Raw genomic sequence first — 15,205 nt, 5'->3', positions numbered from 1 at the left:
CGGGCACCGGGCACCGGGCACCGGGCACCGGGCACCGGGCACCGGGCACCGGGCACCGGGCACCGGGCACCGGGCACCGGGCACCGGGCACCGGGCACCGGGGAACGCTACCCCCTGCGCTTGGGCTTGCCTCGTCGGGCGCCTGCGCTTTTGGAGCCGCCAGAAGCGCCGCGGGACCCCTTGGGGGCGCCGGACGATCCGCGGACCGTGCCCTTCCCGGCGGCCGCCGGCTTGCGGCCGCCGCCCCTCTCGGATCTCTGTTTGCGCTCCGGTTCCGGCTGGGTGCGGCCCCGCGAGCTGTTCACCGTCCGGCCCCGCACGATCCCGATGAAGTCCTCGACCATGTCCGTCGTCGCGTCCTCGCGCCAGGAGAGGGCCACGGCGGACTCAGGGGCGTCGGTGACCGGGCGGTAGGTGAGGTCGCGCCGGTGATGGAGGCGGGCCAGGGACTGGGGGACGACGAGAAGGCCGATGTTGGCGGCGACCAGCTCGATGGCGTCCGCAGTGGTGGCGGGGCGCTCGAAGGCCGGTTCGCCGGGCGGCCGTTCCCAGCCGATGACGTCGTCGAGGGGATGGAGGACGACCTCGTCGGCCAGGTCCTCCAGGGTCACTTCCTCGGCCGCGGTCACCACGTGGTCCTTGGGGACCACGACGACCGTCGTCTCGGTGTAGAGGGGGATCGCGCTGAAGACCGTACGGTCGACCGGGAGCCGTACGAAGCCGGCGTCCGCGCCCCCGTCGCGCAACAGGTCGGAGGCCTCGGCGGCGGAAACCTGGAGGAGCTCCAGGGGGATGTCCGGCAGGCGCTCGTTCCAGATCCGCACCCACTTGGCGGGCGTCACCCCGGGGACGTACGCGAGCCGGAAGGAGGGGGATGCTGGCGAGTCTGTCACGCGGCAAGGTTACCCACTGTGGTCGGAGGTCTCGTGCGCGGCCGATAGTCTTGAGTACATGAAGTCGCACCAGACCGCCCAGACGATGAAGCCCGCGACCGCGGCGAAGAAGCTGGGTGTGTACCTCCCTGCCACCCCCGCGGAGTTCCAGGAGGGCGTGGTCTCGCGCGCCGAGCTGAACGAACTGCAGGCCAACCCGCCCCAGTGGCTGCAGGATCTGCGCCGCACCGGCCCGCACCCCCGCCCGGTGGTCGCCGCCCGGCTGGGTGTCTCCATCGCGGGTCTCGCGCGCGGCGGGGTCACCGAGGCCCTGACCACCGAGCAGATCGAGGCGCTGCGGGAGGAGCGGCCCGAGTGGCTGGAGAAGGAGCGCGCCACGCAGGCGGAGGTCCGCAAGGAGACGGCCCGTATCAAGGAGAAGAAGCAGGGCCAGGAGTCCTGACCCGCACCTGAAAACTCCGGTGCGCAGAGTCGAACACCTCTGCGACCATTCCGGCATGGTCCACCGTCTGGAACGCCTGGTCATCCGGCACACCCTTCGCCTCCCCTCCCCCGCGGGCCCCGCCGGGGAGGGCGACGTCGCCGCACGGCAGTTCGACGCCGCGCTGATGTCCGTCGGCTTCAAGCTGTCGGCCGACGCGCTGAGGCACCTGTCCGGGCTGTCCGAGGGCACGGTCGTCGACACCGCCGTGCGCACCCTGGACACGGTGCGCGAGTTGGTCGGCGACCACGTGCGGCACAACGTCTACTTCAAGGACTTCCCGGCGAACGTCCCGGACACCTTCGAGTTCTGGATGCGGTGCGTGACCGAGGCGCTGGAGGACCGCAAGGCCCGCCCCGGCATCGTCGCCCAGCTCCGCACCGGCGTGATCAACCTGCTCACGCTGCCGTCGTACGGCAACTACCGGCACACGTACGAGGAGATGCTCGCCGCCCATGACGAGCTGACCGCCGCGCTCGGCGACCGGCTGACCGTCCTGCACCTGGGCGACGCCCTGGACGACGAGGTCACCGCGCTGTACCTGGCGCTGGCCGGCAGCACCACGCCGCTCGGCGAGGAGCACCTGGCCGACCTCAAGGTGCTCGCCGAGCACTGCGCGGACGGCCCTCAGCCGGAGACGATCCCGGTGCGGGAGATCCGTGCCGTCGTCAACGAGGCCCGGCTGAAGGCCGGTTCGGGTCTGCTCCTCGACACCGTCACCGATGTGCTGCGGCTGGCCTGCGCGTTGTCGGGCGGGGACGTGTCCCTGCGGGAGCGGACCCGGTTCCGTGCGCTGTCGCGGCCGGTACGCCGGGCCCTGCTCGCGGGGCTGGACTCGGTCGTCGCGGCGGCCCCGGCGAAGCTCGCCGACGTCCTCCCGCACCGCGAGGCCTTCAAGCGGCTCGGCGAGCGGCTGCACCCGCACGAGTACCCGCGGTGGCCGCACGCCGCCGAGGTGTTCGCCGTCGCCCGGGGCGAGAAGAAGGCGTACACCTTCGACGCCCGCATCGAGGCCCTGCTCGGCGCGGACGACGTCACCGGGGCGGCGGAACTGCTCAGGTCCGCGCCCGGCAGGCTGTTCCGCGCGCTGGACCGGCTGCTGCGCACCGCCGCCACACAGGAGGAGCGGGACGCCGTCGCGGCCGTCGCCGAGGAGGTCGCACCGGAGGTCTCCGGGCGGGTCGTGCTGTCGGTGCGTGAGTTCCTGCACAACCGGGCCGAAGAGACCGGCAGGCGGCGGGTGTTCATCAACCGTGCCGGTCGCGCGCATGTCGCCGACGACGCGCGTGCGGCCGTACCGGAGGCCGACCGCAAGCGTCTGGTCGCCGCGCTCGACGCGGAGATCGGCCGCCGACTCCCGGCCCCTGAGCGGCTGTTGGTCGACCCGGACGTGCTCGACGTGGCGCTTCCGCTCAGCGGGCGGGCGACCGCCGCCGGGCTCGGTGTGCTGCCGCGCGGCTCAGTCTCGCCGGTCGAAGGGGAACTGCTGCGGTTCTTCGTGTACTGGAAGCAGAAGCAGCGCGTCACGGACTACGACCTGTCGGCGGTGCTGCTGGACGCCGAGTACAACACGGTGTCGTCGCTGTCGTACACCAATCTCACCGAGGTGGAGGGCGAGCACTCCGGCGACATCACCGATGCACCCGACGGCGCTTCGGAGTTCATCAATCTGCGGCTCGGTGCGGTGCGGGGCACGTACATCGTCCCGGAGGTCCTCATCTACTCCGGGGAGAGGTTCGAGGAGGCCGAGGAGTCGTTCTTCGGGTTCATGCTGCGCGAGGCCGAGCAGAAGGGGCGGCCCTTCGAACCGCGGACCGTGCGGATGAAGTCGGAGCTGCGGGGTCCTGGCCGGGTGGCGCTGCCGCTGGCGTTCCTGCGTACGGAGGACGGGAGTTGGCACGCCAAGTGGCTGCACCTGTACCTGAAGGGGCACCCGGCGTACAACCGCGTCGAGGACAACCAGGTGTCGGTGGCGACGCTGCTGCGCGGCATCGTCGAGCGCGAGCAGCTGACGGTGAGGTATCTGACCGAGCTGATGGCGAACAGCGGTACGGACGTGGCGACTTGGGACGCCGGGTCGGTCCCGGACGGGCCCGTGACCTACATCGGCCTGGAGCGGCCCGAGGGGCTGCACCCGGACTCGGTGGTCATCACCCCGGAAAATCTGCGCGACTTGATCCCCGCGTGACTGTTAGCGTTCGTCTTGGCGAGGCCATGGAAGGGCTTCCTTCTCATCACGCGATGAGCCCCCATGGGGCTTGGATTTCAGCCCTTCCGCTCTCCTCGCCCTCGATGTGACGCTGACAGCGAGGCCATGAAGGGGCTTCCTTCTATCCGGTTTCAAAACCGGGCTCCCTATTGCTCCAGCCCTTTCGCTTTCCTCGCCCTCGACGTCGCACCGGGCGGCACAGCCGCGGGTCACCGTGGCCGTGCCGTCCGTGATGTCATCCGCCAGGCGGCCCGGACCGGTCTCACCGTTCCAGGGCCGCCTTCGCCGTGCTCAGCGCCTGCTGCGCGTAGCCCCGGCCGAACAGCACGGCGTGCACCAGCAGCGGGAAGAGCTGGTGCAGCCCGATGCGGTCGGCCCAGCCGTCGGCGAGGGGTGCCGCCCGCTCGTAGCCCCGCAGCACCTCGTCCAGGTACGGGCAACCGAAGAGGTGGAGCATCGCGAGGTCGGTCTCGCGATGGCCGCCGTGCGCGGCCGGGTCGATCAGCCAGGCGTGACCGTCGGCACCCCAGCGCACGTTGCCGTTCCACAGGTCGCCGTGGAGTCGGGCGGGCGGTTCGGCGGGGCCCGCGAGATCGGGCAGGAGCTCGCAGAGCCGTTCGATCACCGGCACCTCGCCGGCAGCGATCGTGCCCTCGTCGACCGCGAGCCGCAGATAGGGCAGCACCCGGTGCTCGGCGTACCACTCCGCCCAGTCGGCGCCCTCGATGTTCCGCATCGGCGCCCGCCCGATGTACGCCTCCCGTGGCCCCCCGGGCGGCCCGGCGCCGAAGGCGGGCGCTCCGGCGAGGTGCAGCCCGGCCAGCGCCCGGCCCAGCTCGGCCGCCGCGTCCCGGCTCGGGCGCCCCCGTGGGACCAGGTCGGTCACCAGCCACTGGGCGTCCGGGCCGTACACCGTCGGCACCCGGACCGACCCGGCCTCGGCCAGCCAGCGCAGCCCCGCCGCCTCCGCCCTCGCCGCCTCCAGGGAGTCGGCGCGCTTGACCATCACCGCCCGGCCGTCGTCGAGGGTGACCTCGGCCAGCGCGCCGGACAGCGGGCGCTCCCCGGTCGCCGTACGGCCGGTGAGCCGCGTCGCCGCCGCACCCGGGTCCTCACTGTCGTCGAACACCCGTGCCTCCCTGCTCAACCACACCCTCCGCGTTCCCGGGGGCTTGTGCATAGCCTCTGTGAAATCTCCCCGTTATGTCTTGACATACGGAAGAAACGATCCGTAGCTTGGCCGATCATTTAGATTCGTGAAGCGGGTTCACGGATATGAACGGAGAGTGTCCATGGGCGATCGCCGACGACGACGCCGCCTGGCCGCGGCGGCCACCGTCGCGGGATTGATGTTCGGGACGGCCGCCTGTGGCTCCGACTCCGGCAGCGCGGGCAGCAGCGATCCGAACACGCTGGAGGTCTGGACCCGGAGCAATCCGGACGCGGCCGCCACCTACGACCGGGTCTTCGCCGCCTTCACCAAGAAGACCGGTATCAAGATCGACTACCAGCCGGTCATCAACTTCGACCAGCAGCTCCAGAGCCGGGCGTCCACCAAGGACCTGCCGGACGTCATGATCAACGACACGGCGTTGATGGGCAGTTACCAGAGCCAGGGGCTGCTCAAGCCGATCGACCCCGCCTCGATCGCGGGCGGCGACCAGATCACCGAGAAGTCCTGGTCCTCCACGGTCGGCATCGACGGGAAGCACTACGGCATCCCGTACTCCCGTCAGGCCCAGACGCTGATGATCCGGACGGACTGGCTGAAGAAGCTCGGCCTGAAGGCGCCGACGACCTGGCAGGAGATGCTCTCCGTCGCCAAGGCCTTCGCCACCGAGGACCCGGACGGCGACGGCAAGGCCGACACCTACGGCATCGTCGCGCCGGCCAGCGCCCAGAACGGCTACGCCGCCTGGTGGGGCGCGAGCTTCCTGTGGCAGGGCGGCGCGCAGATCATCAAGCCGACCGGCAACGGCAAGTACACCCCGGCCATGGACTCGGCCGCCGCGGTGAACGCCGTGACCTGGATGAAGGACAACCTCTTCTGCGGCAAGAAGGGTGTCGTCCAGCCCGGCGCGATCACCGCCATCACGTCCACGGCCACCAACTTCCAGGACGGCAACGCCGGGATGTACCTGACCGGGCCGTACAACATCACCACGTTCGACGCCACGCCCGGCAAGGCCAAGTACGAGGTCGTCCCCGCCCCCGCGGGTCCGGCGGGCGGCGATGTGCTGGCCGACGGCGAGAACGTCTACCTCGGCGCCAAGACCGGCAAGGACAGGCAGGAGCTGGCGCTGGCCTCCTTCCTGGTCTCGCCCGAGGGCCAGAGGATCGCCATGACCAGCGTCGACGGCCACCAGCCCGTCGTCCGCATCCCGGTCAACTCCACGCTGGACGCGGCGAAGGTCAGGAACGACGCCCGCTGGAGTGTCGTACAGAGGGCCTACGAGGACGCGTCCGAGCAGTTCCCGAACGCGCCGGACTTCGCCCCGATCAAGCAGGACACCGCCGACGCGCTGAACTCGATCTTCACGTACTGCGGCGGTGACGTCCGTTCGCAGCTGGGGGAGCTGAACGACACCCTCGCCGGTGACCTCAAGGACCAGGACCTGCTGAAATGACCGCTACCGTCCCCGCCCCCGCAGCTCGCAGGGCCGTCAACAAGAGGGCCGTCGTCCCCTGGCTCTTCCTGGCCCCGGGTCTGCTGCTCGCGCTCGTCTTCAAGTTCTGGCCGATGGCCAAGGGCATCTGGCTCAGCTTCTTCGACGTGCGGCCGTTCCTCGGCGACAAGTGGATCGGCCTCGACAACTACACGAGGGTCCTGACCGACCACCGCTTCCAGGACGCCATCGGGCACACCCTGATCCTGGGCATAGGCCAGTCGGTCGGCGCGATCCTGCTCGGGTTCGCCCTCGCACTGCTCCTCGAAGGCCAGGCCCGCTCGCTGAAGTTCCTGCGCACCGCGGTCTTCCTGCCCGCCGTCACGGCCACCGCGGTCGTCGGCGAGCTGTGGCGGCTGATGTACTACCCGACCTCCGACGGCCTGATCAACAGCGGCCTGCACTTCTTCGGCCTCGGGACCGTCCAGTTCCTCGACAACCCGAACATCGCGCTCTACTCGACGATGGTGATGGGCATCTGGATCTGGGCCCCGTACAACATGGTGATCTTCCTCGCCGGTCTCGCGGGTGTGGACCGCTCGCTGTACGAGGCGGCGGCGATGGACGGTGTGTCGCTGTGGCAGCGGCTGCGGTACGTCACGCTCCCCGCGATCCGTCCGGCACTCATGATCGTGCTCACCCTCGCCACCATCCGTGGTCTGCGCGTGTTCACCGAGGTCTACGTCCTCACCGGCGGCGGTCCCGCCGGGTCCACCGACGTGTGGATGACCCGCGCCTACACCCTGGGCTTCACCCGCAACGACATCGGCGGCGCCTCGGCGGCCTCGGTCGTGCTGCTGTGCGTGACGCTCCTGCTCACCGTCATGGTCAATTACCTGCGCAAGAGGGGAGAAGCGCGATGAGCGCCCCCGTCATCGACCCCGTCCGGCCGGCGGCCGACACCCCGGCCGGGCGGAGCACCAAGGCCCAGCGGACCACCCCGGCCCGCTTCGACACCGCTCTCGGCTGGAACGACAGGCCCGGAGTCGCCTGGAGCCTGAGGATCCTGCTCTGTGTGATCGCCCTCGCGGTGTTCGCGGCGCCGTTCCTGACGATCTTCTCGGGCGCCTTCTCCACCAACCCCAGCGGCTCCTCGCTGTCCTTCCTACCGCACGACAGCACGCTGTCGAACTTCACGGTGGCGGGCGAGCGCGGCATCTGGGACTACCTCGGCAACTCGCTCGTCATCGCGGGCGGCGGGCTGCTGCTCCAGCTGGTGGTGTGCACCCTCGCGGCGTACGCGCTGGCGCGGCACCGGTTCCGCGGCCAGGCGCTGATCATGATGCTGTTCATGATGACGCTGATGCTGCCCGAGGAGGTCATCGCGATCCCCCTGTCCCTGGTCCTCGGTGACGTCCCGGTGGTCCACCTCGACCTCAAGGGCACGGTGTGGGGCGTCATCCTGCCGCTGGGCGCCTGGGGCTTCTCGGTGATGATGCTGACCGAGTTCATGCGGGACATCCCCGGGGAGATAGAGGAGGCGGCCCGCCTCGACGGCGTCGGTGAACTGCGGATGCTGTGGCAGATCATCCTGCCGCTGTGCAAGCCCGCGCTCGGCGTGGCGGGGGTCCTCGGCTTCATCATGATCTGGGACCAGTACCTGCTGCCCCTGATCGCCTCCAAGGACCCCACCGACTACACGGTCACCGTCGCCCTGTCCATCCTGCGCACCGACCCCGAGGTCGGCTCCGGGGTGGTCCTGGCCGGTGCGGTCATCGCCCTGATCCCCAGCCTGATCGTCTACCTGCTCCTCCAGCGCTCCCTGGTCACCGGCATCGCCGCCGGCGCCACGAAGGGCTAGACATGGCCTCGGGTTCACGTCGAATCGCGGGTTCCGGCAGGCGCCCCCCGCTCCCGGTGTCGCCCGTCGCGGAACGGCTGCTGTCCTGGCCTCCCCCGCCCTGCGGCTGCGCCCGTGCCCATCACCCCCGCTCACCCGCGCCGATGAGCCACCGCTGATTTCCTCCGACCTGATCCGCCGGACAGGCCCGACCAACCCCCCACGTTTGAGGGAGACATGAAGTTCCAAGGAGTGCTGTTCTTCCCGGTGACGCCGTTCGCCGCGGACGGCTCGCTGGACGAGGAACGGCTCGCCCAGCACATCGAGAGCGGCGTCGCGGCCGGTGCGGGCGGCGTGTTCGTCGCCTGCGGCACCGGTGAGTTCCACGCGCTGACGTCCGACGAGATCGAGCGGGCCACCCGGGTCGCAGTCGAGACGACCGCGGGCCGGGTGCCCGTCCTGGCCGCGGCCGGTGGCCCCACCCCCGTCGCCCGCGACCAGGCCGCGCGTGTGGCCCGCGCGGGCGCCGACGGCATCCTGCTGCTCCCGCCGTACCTGGTGACGGCCCCGCAGCAGGGTCTGGTGCGCTACGTCCAGGAGGTCACCGCCGCGAGCGACCTCCCCGTGATCTTCTACCAGCGCGGCACCGCCCGCCTCACCGCGGAAACGGCCGCCGAGATCGCCGCACTGCCCAAGGTCGTCGGCCTCAAGGACGGCCTCGGCGACATCGAGCGCATGCACCGGATCGTGCGCGCGGTGCGGGCCGTACCCGGCACGGAGGACTTCCAGTTCTTCAACGGCCTCCCGACGGCGGAGATGACCGCGCCCGCCTACCAGGGCATCGGCGTCTCCCTGTACTCCTCCGCCGTGTTCGCCTTCGCGCCCGAGATCGCGCTCGCCTTCCACGGGGCGCTCGCCGCGGGCGACCGACCGCTGGTCGACACGCTCCTCGACGAGTTCTACGGCCCCCTCGTCCAGCTCCGCGACGAGGTACCGGGGTACGCCGTGGCGCTCGTCAAGTCCGGAGTGGCCCTGCGTGGCCTGGACGTGGGTGGCGTACGGGCGCCCCTGGTCGACCCGACCCCGGAGCACATCACGCGGCTGTCCCAGCTCATCGACCACGGCCTGGAGGTGGTCGGCGCATGAGCGACCCGACCCGGATCAAGGAGCTGATCGTCACCCCGATCGCCTTCCGCGACCCGCCCCTGCTCAACTCCAACGGCGTGCACGAGCCCCTCGCCCTGCGGATCATCCTCCAACTCGTCCTGGAGGACGGCACGGTGGGTCTCGGCGAGTCCCCCGGCGGGGTGGCCCGCCTGGAACGACTCGAGGCCGCGGCGAAGGTCGTCGTCGGCATGGACGTCTTCGACACGACGGCCCTCTCGGCCGCGATCGACGCCGCCCTGCTGCCCACCGTGCCGTCGAGTCACGAGCGCGGCTGGACCACCTCCGCCGTCGAGGTGGCCTGCCTGGACGCGCAGGGCAAGCTGCTCGACCGTCCGGTCAGCGACCTGCTCGGCGGGACGGTCCGGGACTCGGTGCCGTTCGCGGCGTACCTCTTCTACAAGTGGGCCGAGCATCCTGCCCTCGACGGCCGCGCCGCCGTCGGCGACGAGTGGGGCGAGGCCCTGGACCCGGCCGGCATCGTGGAGCAGGCCCGGCTGATGCAACAGCGGTACGGGTTCAGGTCGTTCAAGCTGAAGGGCGGTGTCTTCCCGCCCGACGAGGAGATCGCCGCGATCAGGGCGCTCGCGGAGGCCTTCCCTGGACAGCCGCTGCGCCTGGACCCCAACACGGCCTGGACGGTGGAGACGTCGAAGTACGTGGCCCGCGAACTCGACGGTGTCCTGGAGTACTTGGAGGACCCGACCAAAGGCATCGAGGGCATGGCCGCGGTGGCGAAGGACGCGCCGATGCCGCTGGGCACCAACATGTGCGTGATCGCCTGGGAGCACCTGAAGCCGGCCATCGAGCAGGACGCGATCCAGGTCCTGCTGACGGACCATCACTACTGGGGCGGTCTGCGCCGCACCCGTGAACTGGCCTCGGTCTGCGAGGCGTTCGGGCTCGCCCTGTCGATGCACTCCAACTCGCACCTGGGCATCAGCCTCGCCGCCATGACCCATGTGGCCGCGGCGATCCCGAACCTCGACCACTCGTGCGACACCCACTACCCGTGGAACCACGCCGACGACGTGATCCGCCCGGGTGTCCTGGAGTTCCGCGACGGAGAGGTCAAGGTGCCGACCGGGCCCGGGCTCGGTGTGGAGCTCGACCACGACGCCCTGGAGCGGCTGCACCGCCTCTATGTCGACTCCGGGGTACGCAGCCGGGACGACACCGGGTACATGCAGCGGTTCCAGCCCGACTACGAACTCAGGCTCCCCCGTTGGTGACAGGACCCCCATGAGACAAGGCGCCCGGTGAACCCGGGCGCCTTGTCTTTTCCGACCCCTTGGGAGCGGGCCCACGTACGGCGGACACTGGTCCGAGTCACCTCCCACCGGCACCACGGTCGATTCGTCCCACGGCCTGAAAGGACCGGAGGCATGACCACGGAAACCCTGCGCACCGAAACCCTGTCCGCGCCCTACCCGGCGAGCCTCACGGCCCGGCTCGATCCCGGCCTCTCCCGCTGGCTGTGGCTGGTGAAGTGGCTGCTCGTACTCCCCCACTTCCTCGTCCTGGCCGTCCTGTGGGTGGGCTTCGCGGCGGTGAGCGTGGTGGCGTTCTTCGCGATCCTCGTCACCGGCCGCTACCCGCGCCCCCTGTTCGACTTCGCCGTAGGCGTGCTGCGCTGGGACTGGCGGGTCGCCTACTACGCCTACGCCGCTCTCGGCACCGACCGCTACCCGCCGTTCTCCCTGGCCGACGCCCCCGACTATCCCCCCCCGTTGGGACGTCGCCTACCCCGAGCACCTTTCCCGCGGACTGGTTCTGGTGAAGTGGTGGCTGCTGGCCGTGCCCCACTTCCTCGTCCTCGGACTGGCAGGCGGCATCCGCGCGCTCATCGGCCTGCTGACCTTCTTCGCGGGCGTCTCCCTGCTCTTCACCGGCCACTACCCGGGCGGCATCTGGGACCTGGTGGTCGGCCTCAACCGCTGGGCCATGCGGGTGTCGGCCTACACCTCCCTGCTGACCGACGAGTACCCGCCGTTCCGGCTCGACCAGGCGGGGCCGAGCCGGTGCCCCAGCCCTGAGCCCGTGACCGGTGCTGTTTCGCTCACCCTCCCTTGAGGCAGTGGCTCACGGGCAGATCCGCCATGAGCTGCTGCCACCGGGGGCCGTCCGGCGCGCGGGTCAGCCGGCACACCTCGGCCGCGCGGGCGCGTACGTCGGGATTCCACAGCCGTACGCTGCCGTCGATGCCGCTGCTGGCGAGCGTCCGCCCGTCGGGGGCGAACGTCACGCCCCACACCGCGCTGGTGTGACCGGTGAGGGTGGCCAGCGCACTCCGCTCCCGCACGTCCCACAGCCGTACGGTGCGGTCGTTGCCGCTGCTGGCCAGTGTCCGCCCGTCCGGGGCGAAGGCGAGTCCGCGGGCGGAGCCGGTGTGCCCGGTCAGGGTGGCCAGCGCCCGGTGCCGGTTGTGGTCCCACAGCCGTACGCTGCCGTCGTTGCCGCTGCTGGCCAGCGTCCGCCCGTCCGGGGCGAACGCCACGGCGCGTACGGCGCCGGTGTGGCCGGTGAGGGTGGCGAGGGGCAGCCGTCGGGAGACGTCCCACAGCCGCACGGTCAGGTCGTCGCTCGCGCTCGCGAGGGTACGGCCGTCGCTGCTGAACGCGACCGCGTTCACGAAGTCCGTGTGTCCGGTGAAGGTGGTCAGCAGCCGCCCACCGGGCACGTCCCACAACCGGACGGTGCCGTCCAGACCGGCGGACGCCAGTGTCCGGCCGTCGGGGGCGAACGCCACGGAGAACACCGCACCCGTATGCCCTCGCAGCACGGCGAGCGAGCGACGCCCGGCCACGTCCCACAACCGCAGCGCGCCGCCGGAGCCCGCCGAGGCCAGCGTCCGGCCGTCCGGGGCGAACGCCACCGAGAACACCGCACCCGTGTGTCCCCGCAGCACGGTGAGCGACCGACGCCCGGCCACGTCCCACAGCCGCACGGTGTGATCCGCGTCGGCGGTGGCCAGCATGCGCCCGTCCGGGCTGTACGCGGCTTGCCAGACCTCCGTGAACGGGCGTGCCGTCAGCGCCGAGCGGCTCAGGTCCCAGAGCACGACCGACTCGTCGAACCCCGCCGTGGCCAGCGTGCCCGCGGGGCTCACCGCGACGCCGAGAACGTAGTCGGTGTGCCCCGAGAGCGTGGTCGTGATCCGGTGGCTGCGGACGTCCCACAGGCGCACCGCCCCGTCGCCGCCGGCGCCGATCACCGTGGTGGAGTCGGGGGTGAAGGAGACGGCGTTCACGTCGTCGCTGGTGCCCGTGAGAGTGGCGGTGGCCCGGAGCCGGGTCCTGTCCCACATGCGCACGACGCGGTCGGCGCCGCCCGAGGCGACCGTACGTCCGTCGGGAGCGAACGCCACGCCGAGGACCTCGGCGGTGTGACCGGCGAGGACGGCCAGGGGCCTGCGCCGGGCCGTGTCCCACAGCCGTACGGTGTGGTCGGAGCCGCCCGACGCGAGGGTCCGTCCGTCGGGGCTGAAGGCCAGGGCGTTCACGCCGTCCTCGTGGCCGGGGAAGGTGACGACCGGCCGGTGTCCTCCGGTGACCCGCCACAGGGTGATCGTGCCGTCGGAGCCCGCCGACGCCAGCGTCCGCCCGTCAGGTGCGTAGGCGACGGCCCGCACCGGGGAGTCCGTGGTGAGGGTGGCGACGATCCGGCGTCCGGTCACGTCCCACACCCGCACGGTGCCGCCCGCCGTGCCGGAAGCGCCCGCGGCCAGGGTCCGGCCGTCGGGGCTGAAGGCCACGGAGCGCACTTTGCCGACGGCGGCGAAGACCGCGTCCTGCCGTCGTTCGGCGGTCCGCCAGAGCCTGACCGTGCCGTCGCTGCTCCCGGTCGCAACCAGCCTGCCCCCGGGAGCGAAGGCGACGGCGTTGACCGGCCCCGCGTGCCCGGTCAGCCGGCCGGCGAAGTACTGCGCCTGGGTGCTGAGCAGGGCGCCGCGGGCCTCCGTGGTCGGCTCGGTGCGAAACGCCTCGGCGGCGAGCAGCAGGGCGGCCTCCGGCTGGGCGTCCGCCATCGCGGTCGACCGTACGGCCAGTGACTGGGACAGCGTGACCCGGCTCTGCCGCAATGCTTCGGAACGCTGTTGGTAGGCGAGTCCGCCCGCGGTGACGGCCAGGCCCAGCAGGGCGGCGAGGACGGCGAGCAGGTGGCGCTGCTTGCGCGCCTGGCGCCGGGCGGACTCCTGCCGCCCGAGCTCCTCGGCCCGGCTCGCCTCGAAGAACTCCGTCTCCCGCGGGCCGAGTTCGGCCCGGTCCCCCACGTCCCGCGTCCACTCGCCGACGGCGGACAGCCGGGGCCCCCGGTACAGGAGGGACGGGTCGCGCCCCTCGCGCTCCCACTCCGCGGCCGCGTCGGCGAGTTGCTGGCGGATCAGCAGTCCGGCCCGGTCGGCGTGGATCCAGCCGCGCAGCCTGGGCCAGACGTGCAGCAACGCCTCGTGGGTGATCTCGACGGTGTCCCGGTCGACCGTGATCAGCCGGGCCCGGACGAACGCGTCGAGGGCGGCGGCGGCCGCCTTGGGGTCGGCAAGCTGCTCCAGCAGAACCGAGCGGTTGAGCCGGCGCCGGGTCTCCTCGCTCCCGTCGCCGAGTTGGACCAGCCGGACCAACGCCTGGCGGATCATGGTCTGTTCGGCGGGATACAACCGGGCGAAGACGGTCTCCGCCGTCCTGGCGACGGCCCCCTGGATGCCACCGCTGCGCTCGTAGCCGGTCATGGTCAGCGTACGGCCGTCCCGGCGCTGCCAGGTGGCCATCAGGGCGTGGGAGAGCAGGGGCAGCGCGCCCGGCGGAGCGGGCGCCGACTCGTCGGGGTGGGCCGGTCCCTCCGGTCCCTGCGACGCCGCCGTGGGATCCGAGCGCAGTCCCACATCCCGCAACAGCAGCTGAACCAGGCCGGGTTCGAGTGCGAGACCGGCCTGGCGAGCCGGGCGGGTGATCGACTCACGCAGTTCCCGTACGGTCATCGGCCGCAGCACGAACAGCCCCGTGGCGAACACCGCGGCCAGCTCGGGATGGTCCAGGCAGCGGCCGGTGAAGTCGGCCCGCATGCCGAGGACCACCACCGACGGCTCTCGGCCGGACGCATCGCCCTGCGCCGGATCCCGCGCCGACAGGGCGCACAGAACCCGGATGAAGGCCCGCCGTTCGGCCTCGTCCGAGCAGAGGGTGAAGACCTCCTCGAACTGGTCCACCAGCAGCACCAGCCGGGCCGGGGGCGGTTCGAGGCCATCCCGTCCGCGCGGCGCACGCTCCCTCGCCCGGGCGACCGCCACCGCCAACCTGGCCGGTTCCTCGTGGAGTTGGGCCGCCGTGATGTCCAGGTCCTCGCCCAGCGCCTTCGACGTGCGTGACAGGAGTTCGTCGAGCGGACGGGCCGTGGGGGTGAGGGCCACGACCGGCCACTCACGCGACCCGGCCATCGGCAGCGCGCCGTTCTGCAACGCGGGGACGAGGCCCGCGTTGAGCAGGGACGACTTGCCCGCCCCCGACGGTGCCACGACCAACAGCGGTCCGCTGCCCACCCGTTCGAAGAGCCGGTCCACCAGCGCGGCGGTCGCGCGCGCCCGTCCGAAGAACCAGGGGACGTCCTGCGCGGTGAAGGCGGCCAGCCCGCGGTAAGGGCACACCTCCTCCGGCTCGTCGGGCCGTTCGGACCGTTCGGGCCCCTCAGGCCTCGGCTGGTCCTGTAACAGCCGTAGGAGCGAGCCATCCGCGAGCAGAGCCTCGTCGCAGCGGCGGGCGACATCCGGTGTGACCGGCTTGGACCCGTTCTCGATCTTGCTCAGATATCCCTTGCTGTAGTGCACCCGCTGGGCGAGTGCGGTGAGCGACAGTCCGCTCCGGCTTCTCAGACGTCTCAGCTCGGTGGGGAAGTCCGGCAGCGAACCACCGGATCCGTCTCTGGTGGTTTCCCCGTCCCCCGTGTCCCCGGTCGTGTGCGGCATCTCGACCACATCACCTTTCCACGGCGGTCCGCGTCCCCCCGTCGGTCACGCCT

General features: G+C 71.5%; 10 protein-coding genes and 1 pseudogene. 8 read left to right on the top strand and 3 right to left on the bottom strand.

Annotated elements, in window-relative coordinates; all coding sequences use genetic code 11:
- Positions 1 to 107 precede the first annotated feature (107 nt).
- On the bottom strand, positions 108 to 893 hold the full coding sequence (locus AB0D34_RS00790) for a LysR substrate-binding domain-containing protein (protein WP_362654395.1): 786 nt from the start codon (positions 891 to 893) through the stop codon (positions 108 to 110).
- Positions 894 to 951: 58 nt separating this feature from the next.
- On the opposite strand from AB0D34_RS00790, the gene AB0D34_RS00785 reads away from it, so the two are divergent.
- The gene (locus AB0D34_RS00785; RefSeq protein ID WP_362654392.1) at positions 952 to 1,335 is read left to right on the top strand and encodes a DUF5997 family protein; all 384 of its coding nucleotides are present in this window, start codon (positions 952 to 954) and stop codon (positions 1,333 to 1,335) included.
- Between the two features lie 55 nt (positions 1,336 to 1,390).
- Complete coding sequence (locus AB0D34_RS00780) at positions 1,391 to 3,562, top strand: hypothetical protein (protein ID WP_362654389.1); 2,172 nt, start codon at positions 1,391 to 1,393, stop codon at positions 3,560 to 3,562.
- Positions 3,563 to 3,845: 283 nt separating this feature from the next.
- Here AB0D34_RS00780 and AB0D34_RS00775 read toward each other — a convergent pair whose 3' ends face one another.
- Positions 3,846 to 4,712: a fructosamine kinase family protein gene (locus tag AB0D34_RS00775; protein ID WP_362654386.1), complete on the bottom strand. Its 867-nt coding sequence runs from the start codon at positions 4,710 to 4,712 to the stop codon at positions 3,846 to 3,848.
- A 163-nt stretch (positions 4,713 to 4,875) separates the two neighbouring features.
- Between AB0D34_RS00775 and AB0D34_RS00770 the strand changes: the two genes are divergently transcribed.
- The 6 genes and pseudogenes from AB0D34_RS00770 (at position 4,876) to AB0D34_RS00745 (ending at position 11,266) form a co-directional block, all read left to right on the top strand.
- Entirely contained in the window at positions 4,876 to 6,210 is a 1,335-nt protein-coding gene (locus AB0D34_RS00770) for a sugar ABC transporter substrate-binding protein (protein ID WP_362654384.1), read from the top strand.
- A complete protein-coding gene (locus AB0D34_RS00765; protein WP_362654381.1) occupies positions 6,207 to 7,112 on the top strand; it encodes a sugar ABC transporter permease in 906 nt (301 codons plus the stop codon). The genes AB0D34_RS00770 and AB0D34_RS00765 overlap by 4 nt, the downstream gene beginning before the upstream one ends.
- Entirely contained in the window at positions 7,109 to 8,050 is a 942-nt protein-coding gene (locus AB0D34_RS00760; RefSeq protein ID WP_362654378.1) for a carbohydrate ABC transporter permease, read from the top strand. Before AB0D34_RS00765 ends, AB0D34_RS00760 begins: the two co-directional genes overlap by 4 nt.
- A 216-nt stretch (positions 8,051 to 8,266) precedes the next feature.
- Complete coding sequence (locus tag AB0D34_RS00755) at positions 8,267 to 9,175, top strand: 5-dehydro-4-deoxyglucarate dehydratase (protein ID WP_362654376.1); 909 nt, start codon at positions 8,267 to 8,269, stop codon at positions 9,173 to 9,175.
- Complete coding sequence (locus AB0D34_RS00750) at positions 9,172 to 10,425, top strand: glucarate dehydratase family protein (RefSeq protein ID WP_362654373.1); 1,254 nt, start codon at positions 9,172 to 9,174, stop codon at positions 10,423 to 10,425. The genes AB0D34_RS00755 and AB0D34_RS00750 overlap by 4 nt, the downstream gene beginning before the upstream one ends.
- 153 nt (positions 10,426 to 10,578) lie before the next feature.
- Positions 10,579 to 11,266: pseudogene (locus tag AB0D34_RS00745) on the top strand (DUF4389 domain-containing protein).
- Here the strand turns inward: AB0D34_RS00745 and AB0D34_RS00740 are convergent.
- Positions 11,253 to 15,152, bottom strand: a complete 3,900-nt coding sequence (locus AB0D34_RS00740; protein WP_362654370.1) for a helix-turn-helix domain-containing protein — start codon at positions 15,150 to 15,152, stop codon at positions 11,253 to 11,255. The pseudogene AB0D34_RS00745 and the gene AB0D34_RS00740 sit on opposite strands and share 14 nt — an antisense overlap.
- Positions 15,153 to 15,205 lie beyond the last annotated feature (53 nt).

The organism is Streptomyces sp. NPDC048420 (assembly GCF_040651535.1).
Classification (GTDB): domain Bacteria; phylum Actinomycetota; class Actinomycetes; order Streptomycetales; family Streptomycetaceae; genus Streptomyces.
This window is presented reverse-complemented; position numbering and strand designations above follow the sequence as displayed.

Excerpts from the sequence above, each read along its gene's own strand:
- AB0D34_RS00785 (WP_362654392.1), top strand. The coding sequence starts at position 952 with ATGAAGTCGCACCAGACCGCCCAGACGATGAAGCCCGCGACCGCGGCG.
- AB0D34_RS00780 (WP_362654389.1), top strand. The coding sequence starts at position 1,391 with ATGGTCCACCGTCTGGAACGCCTGGTCATCCGGCACACCCTTCGCCTC.
- AB0D34_RS00770 (WP_362654384.1), top strand. The coding sequence starts at position 4,876 with ATGGGCGATCGCCGACGACGACGCCGCCTGGCCGCGGCGGCCACCGTC.
- AB0D34_RS00765 (WP_362654381.1), top strand. The coding sequence starts at position 6,207 with ATGACCGCTACCGTCCCCGCCCCCGCAGCTCGCAGGGCCGTCAACAAG.
- AB0D34_RS00760 (WP_362654378.1), top strand. The coding sequence starts at position 7,109 with ATGAGCGCCCCCGTCATCGACCCCGTCCGGCCGGCGGCCGACACCCCG.
- AB0D34_RS00755 (WP_362654376.1), top strand. The coding sequence starts at position 8,267 with ATGAAGTTCCAAGGAGTGCTGTTCTTCCCGGTGACGCCGTTCGCCGCG.
- AB0D34_RS00750 (WP_362654373.1), top strand. The coding sequence starts at position 9,172 with ATGAGCGACCCGACCCGGATCAAGGAGCTGATCGTCACCCCGATCGCC.
- AB0D34_RS00740 (WP_362654370.1), bottom strand. The coding sequence starts at position 15,152 with ATGCCGCACACGACCGGGGACACGGGGGACGGGGAAACCACCAGAGAC.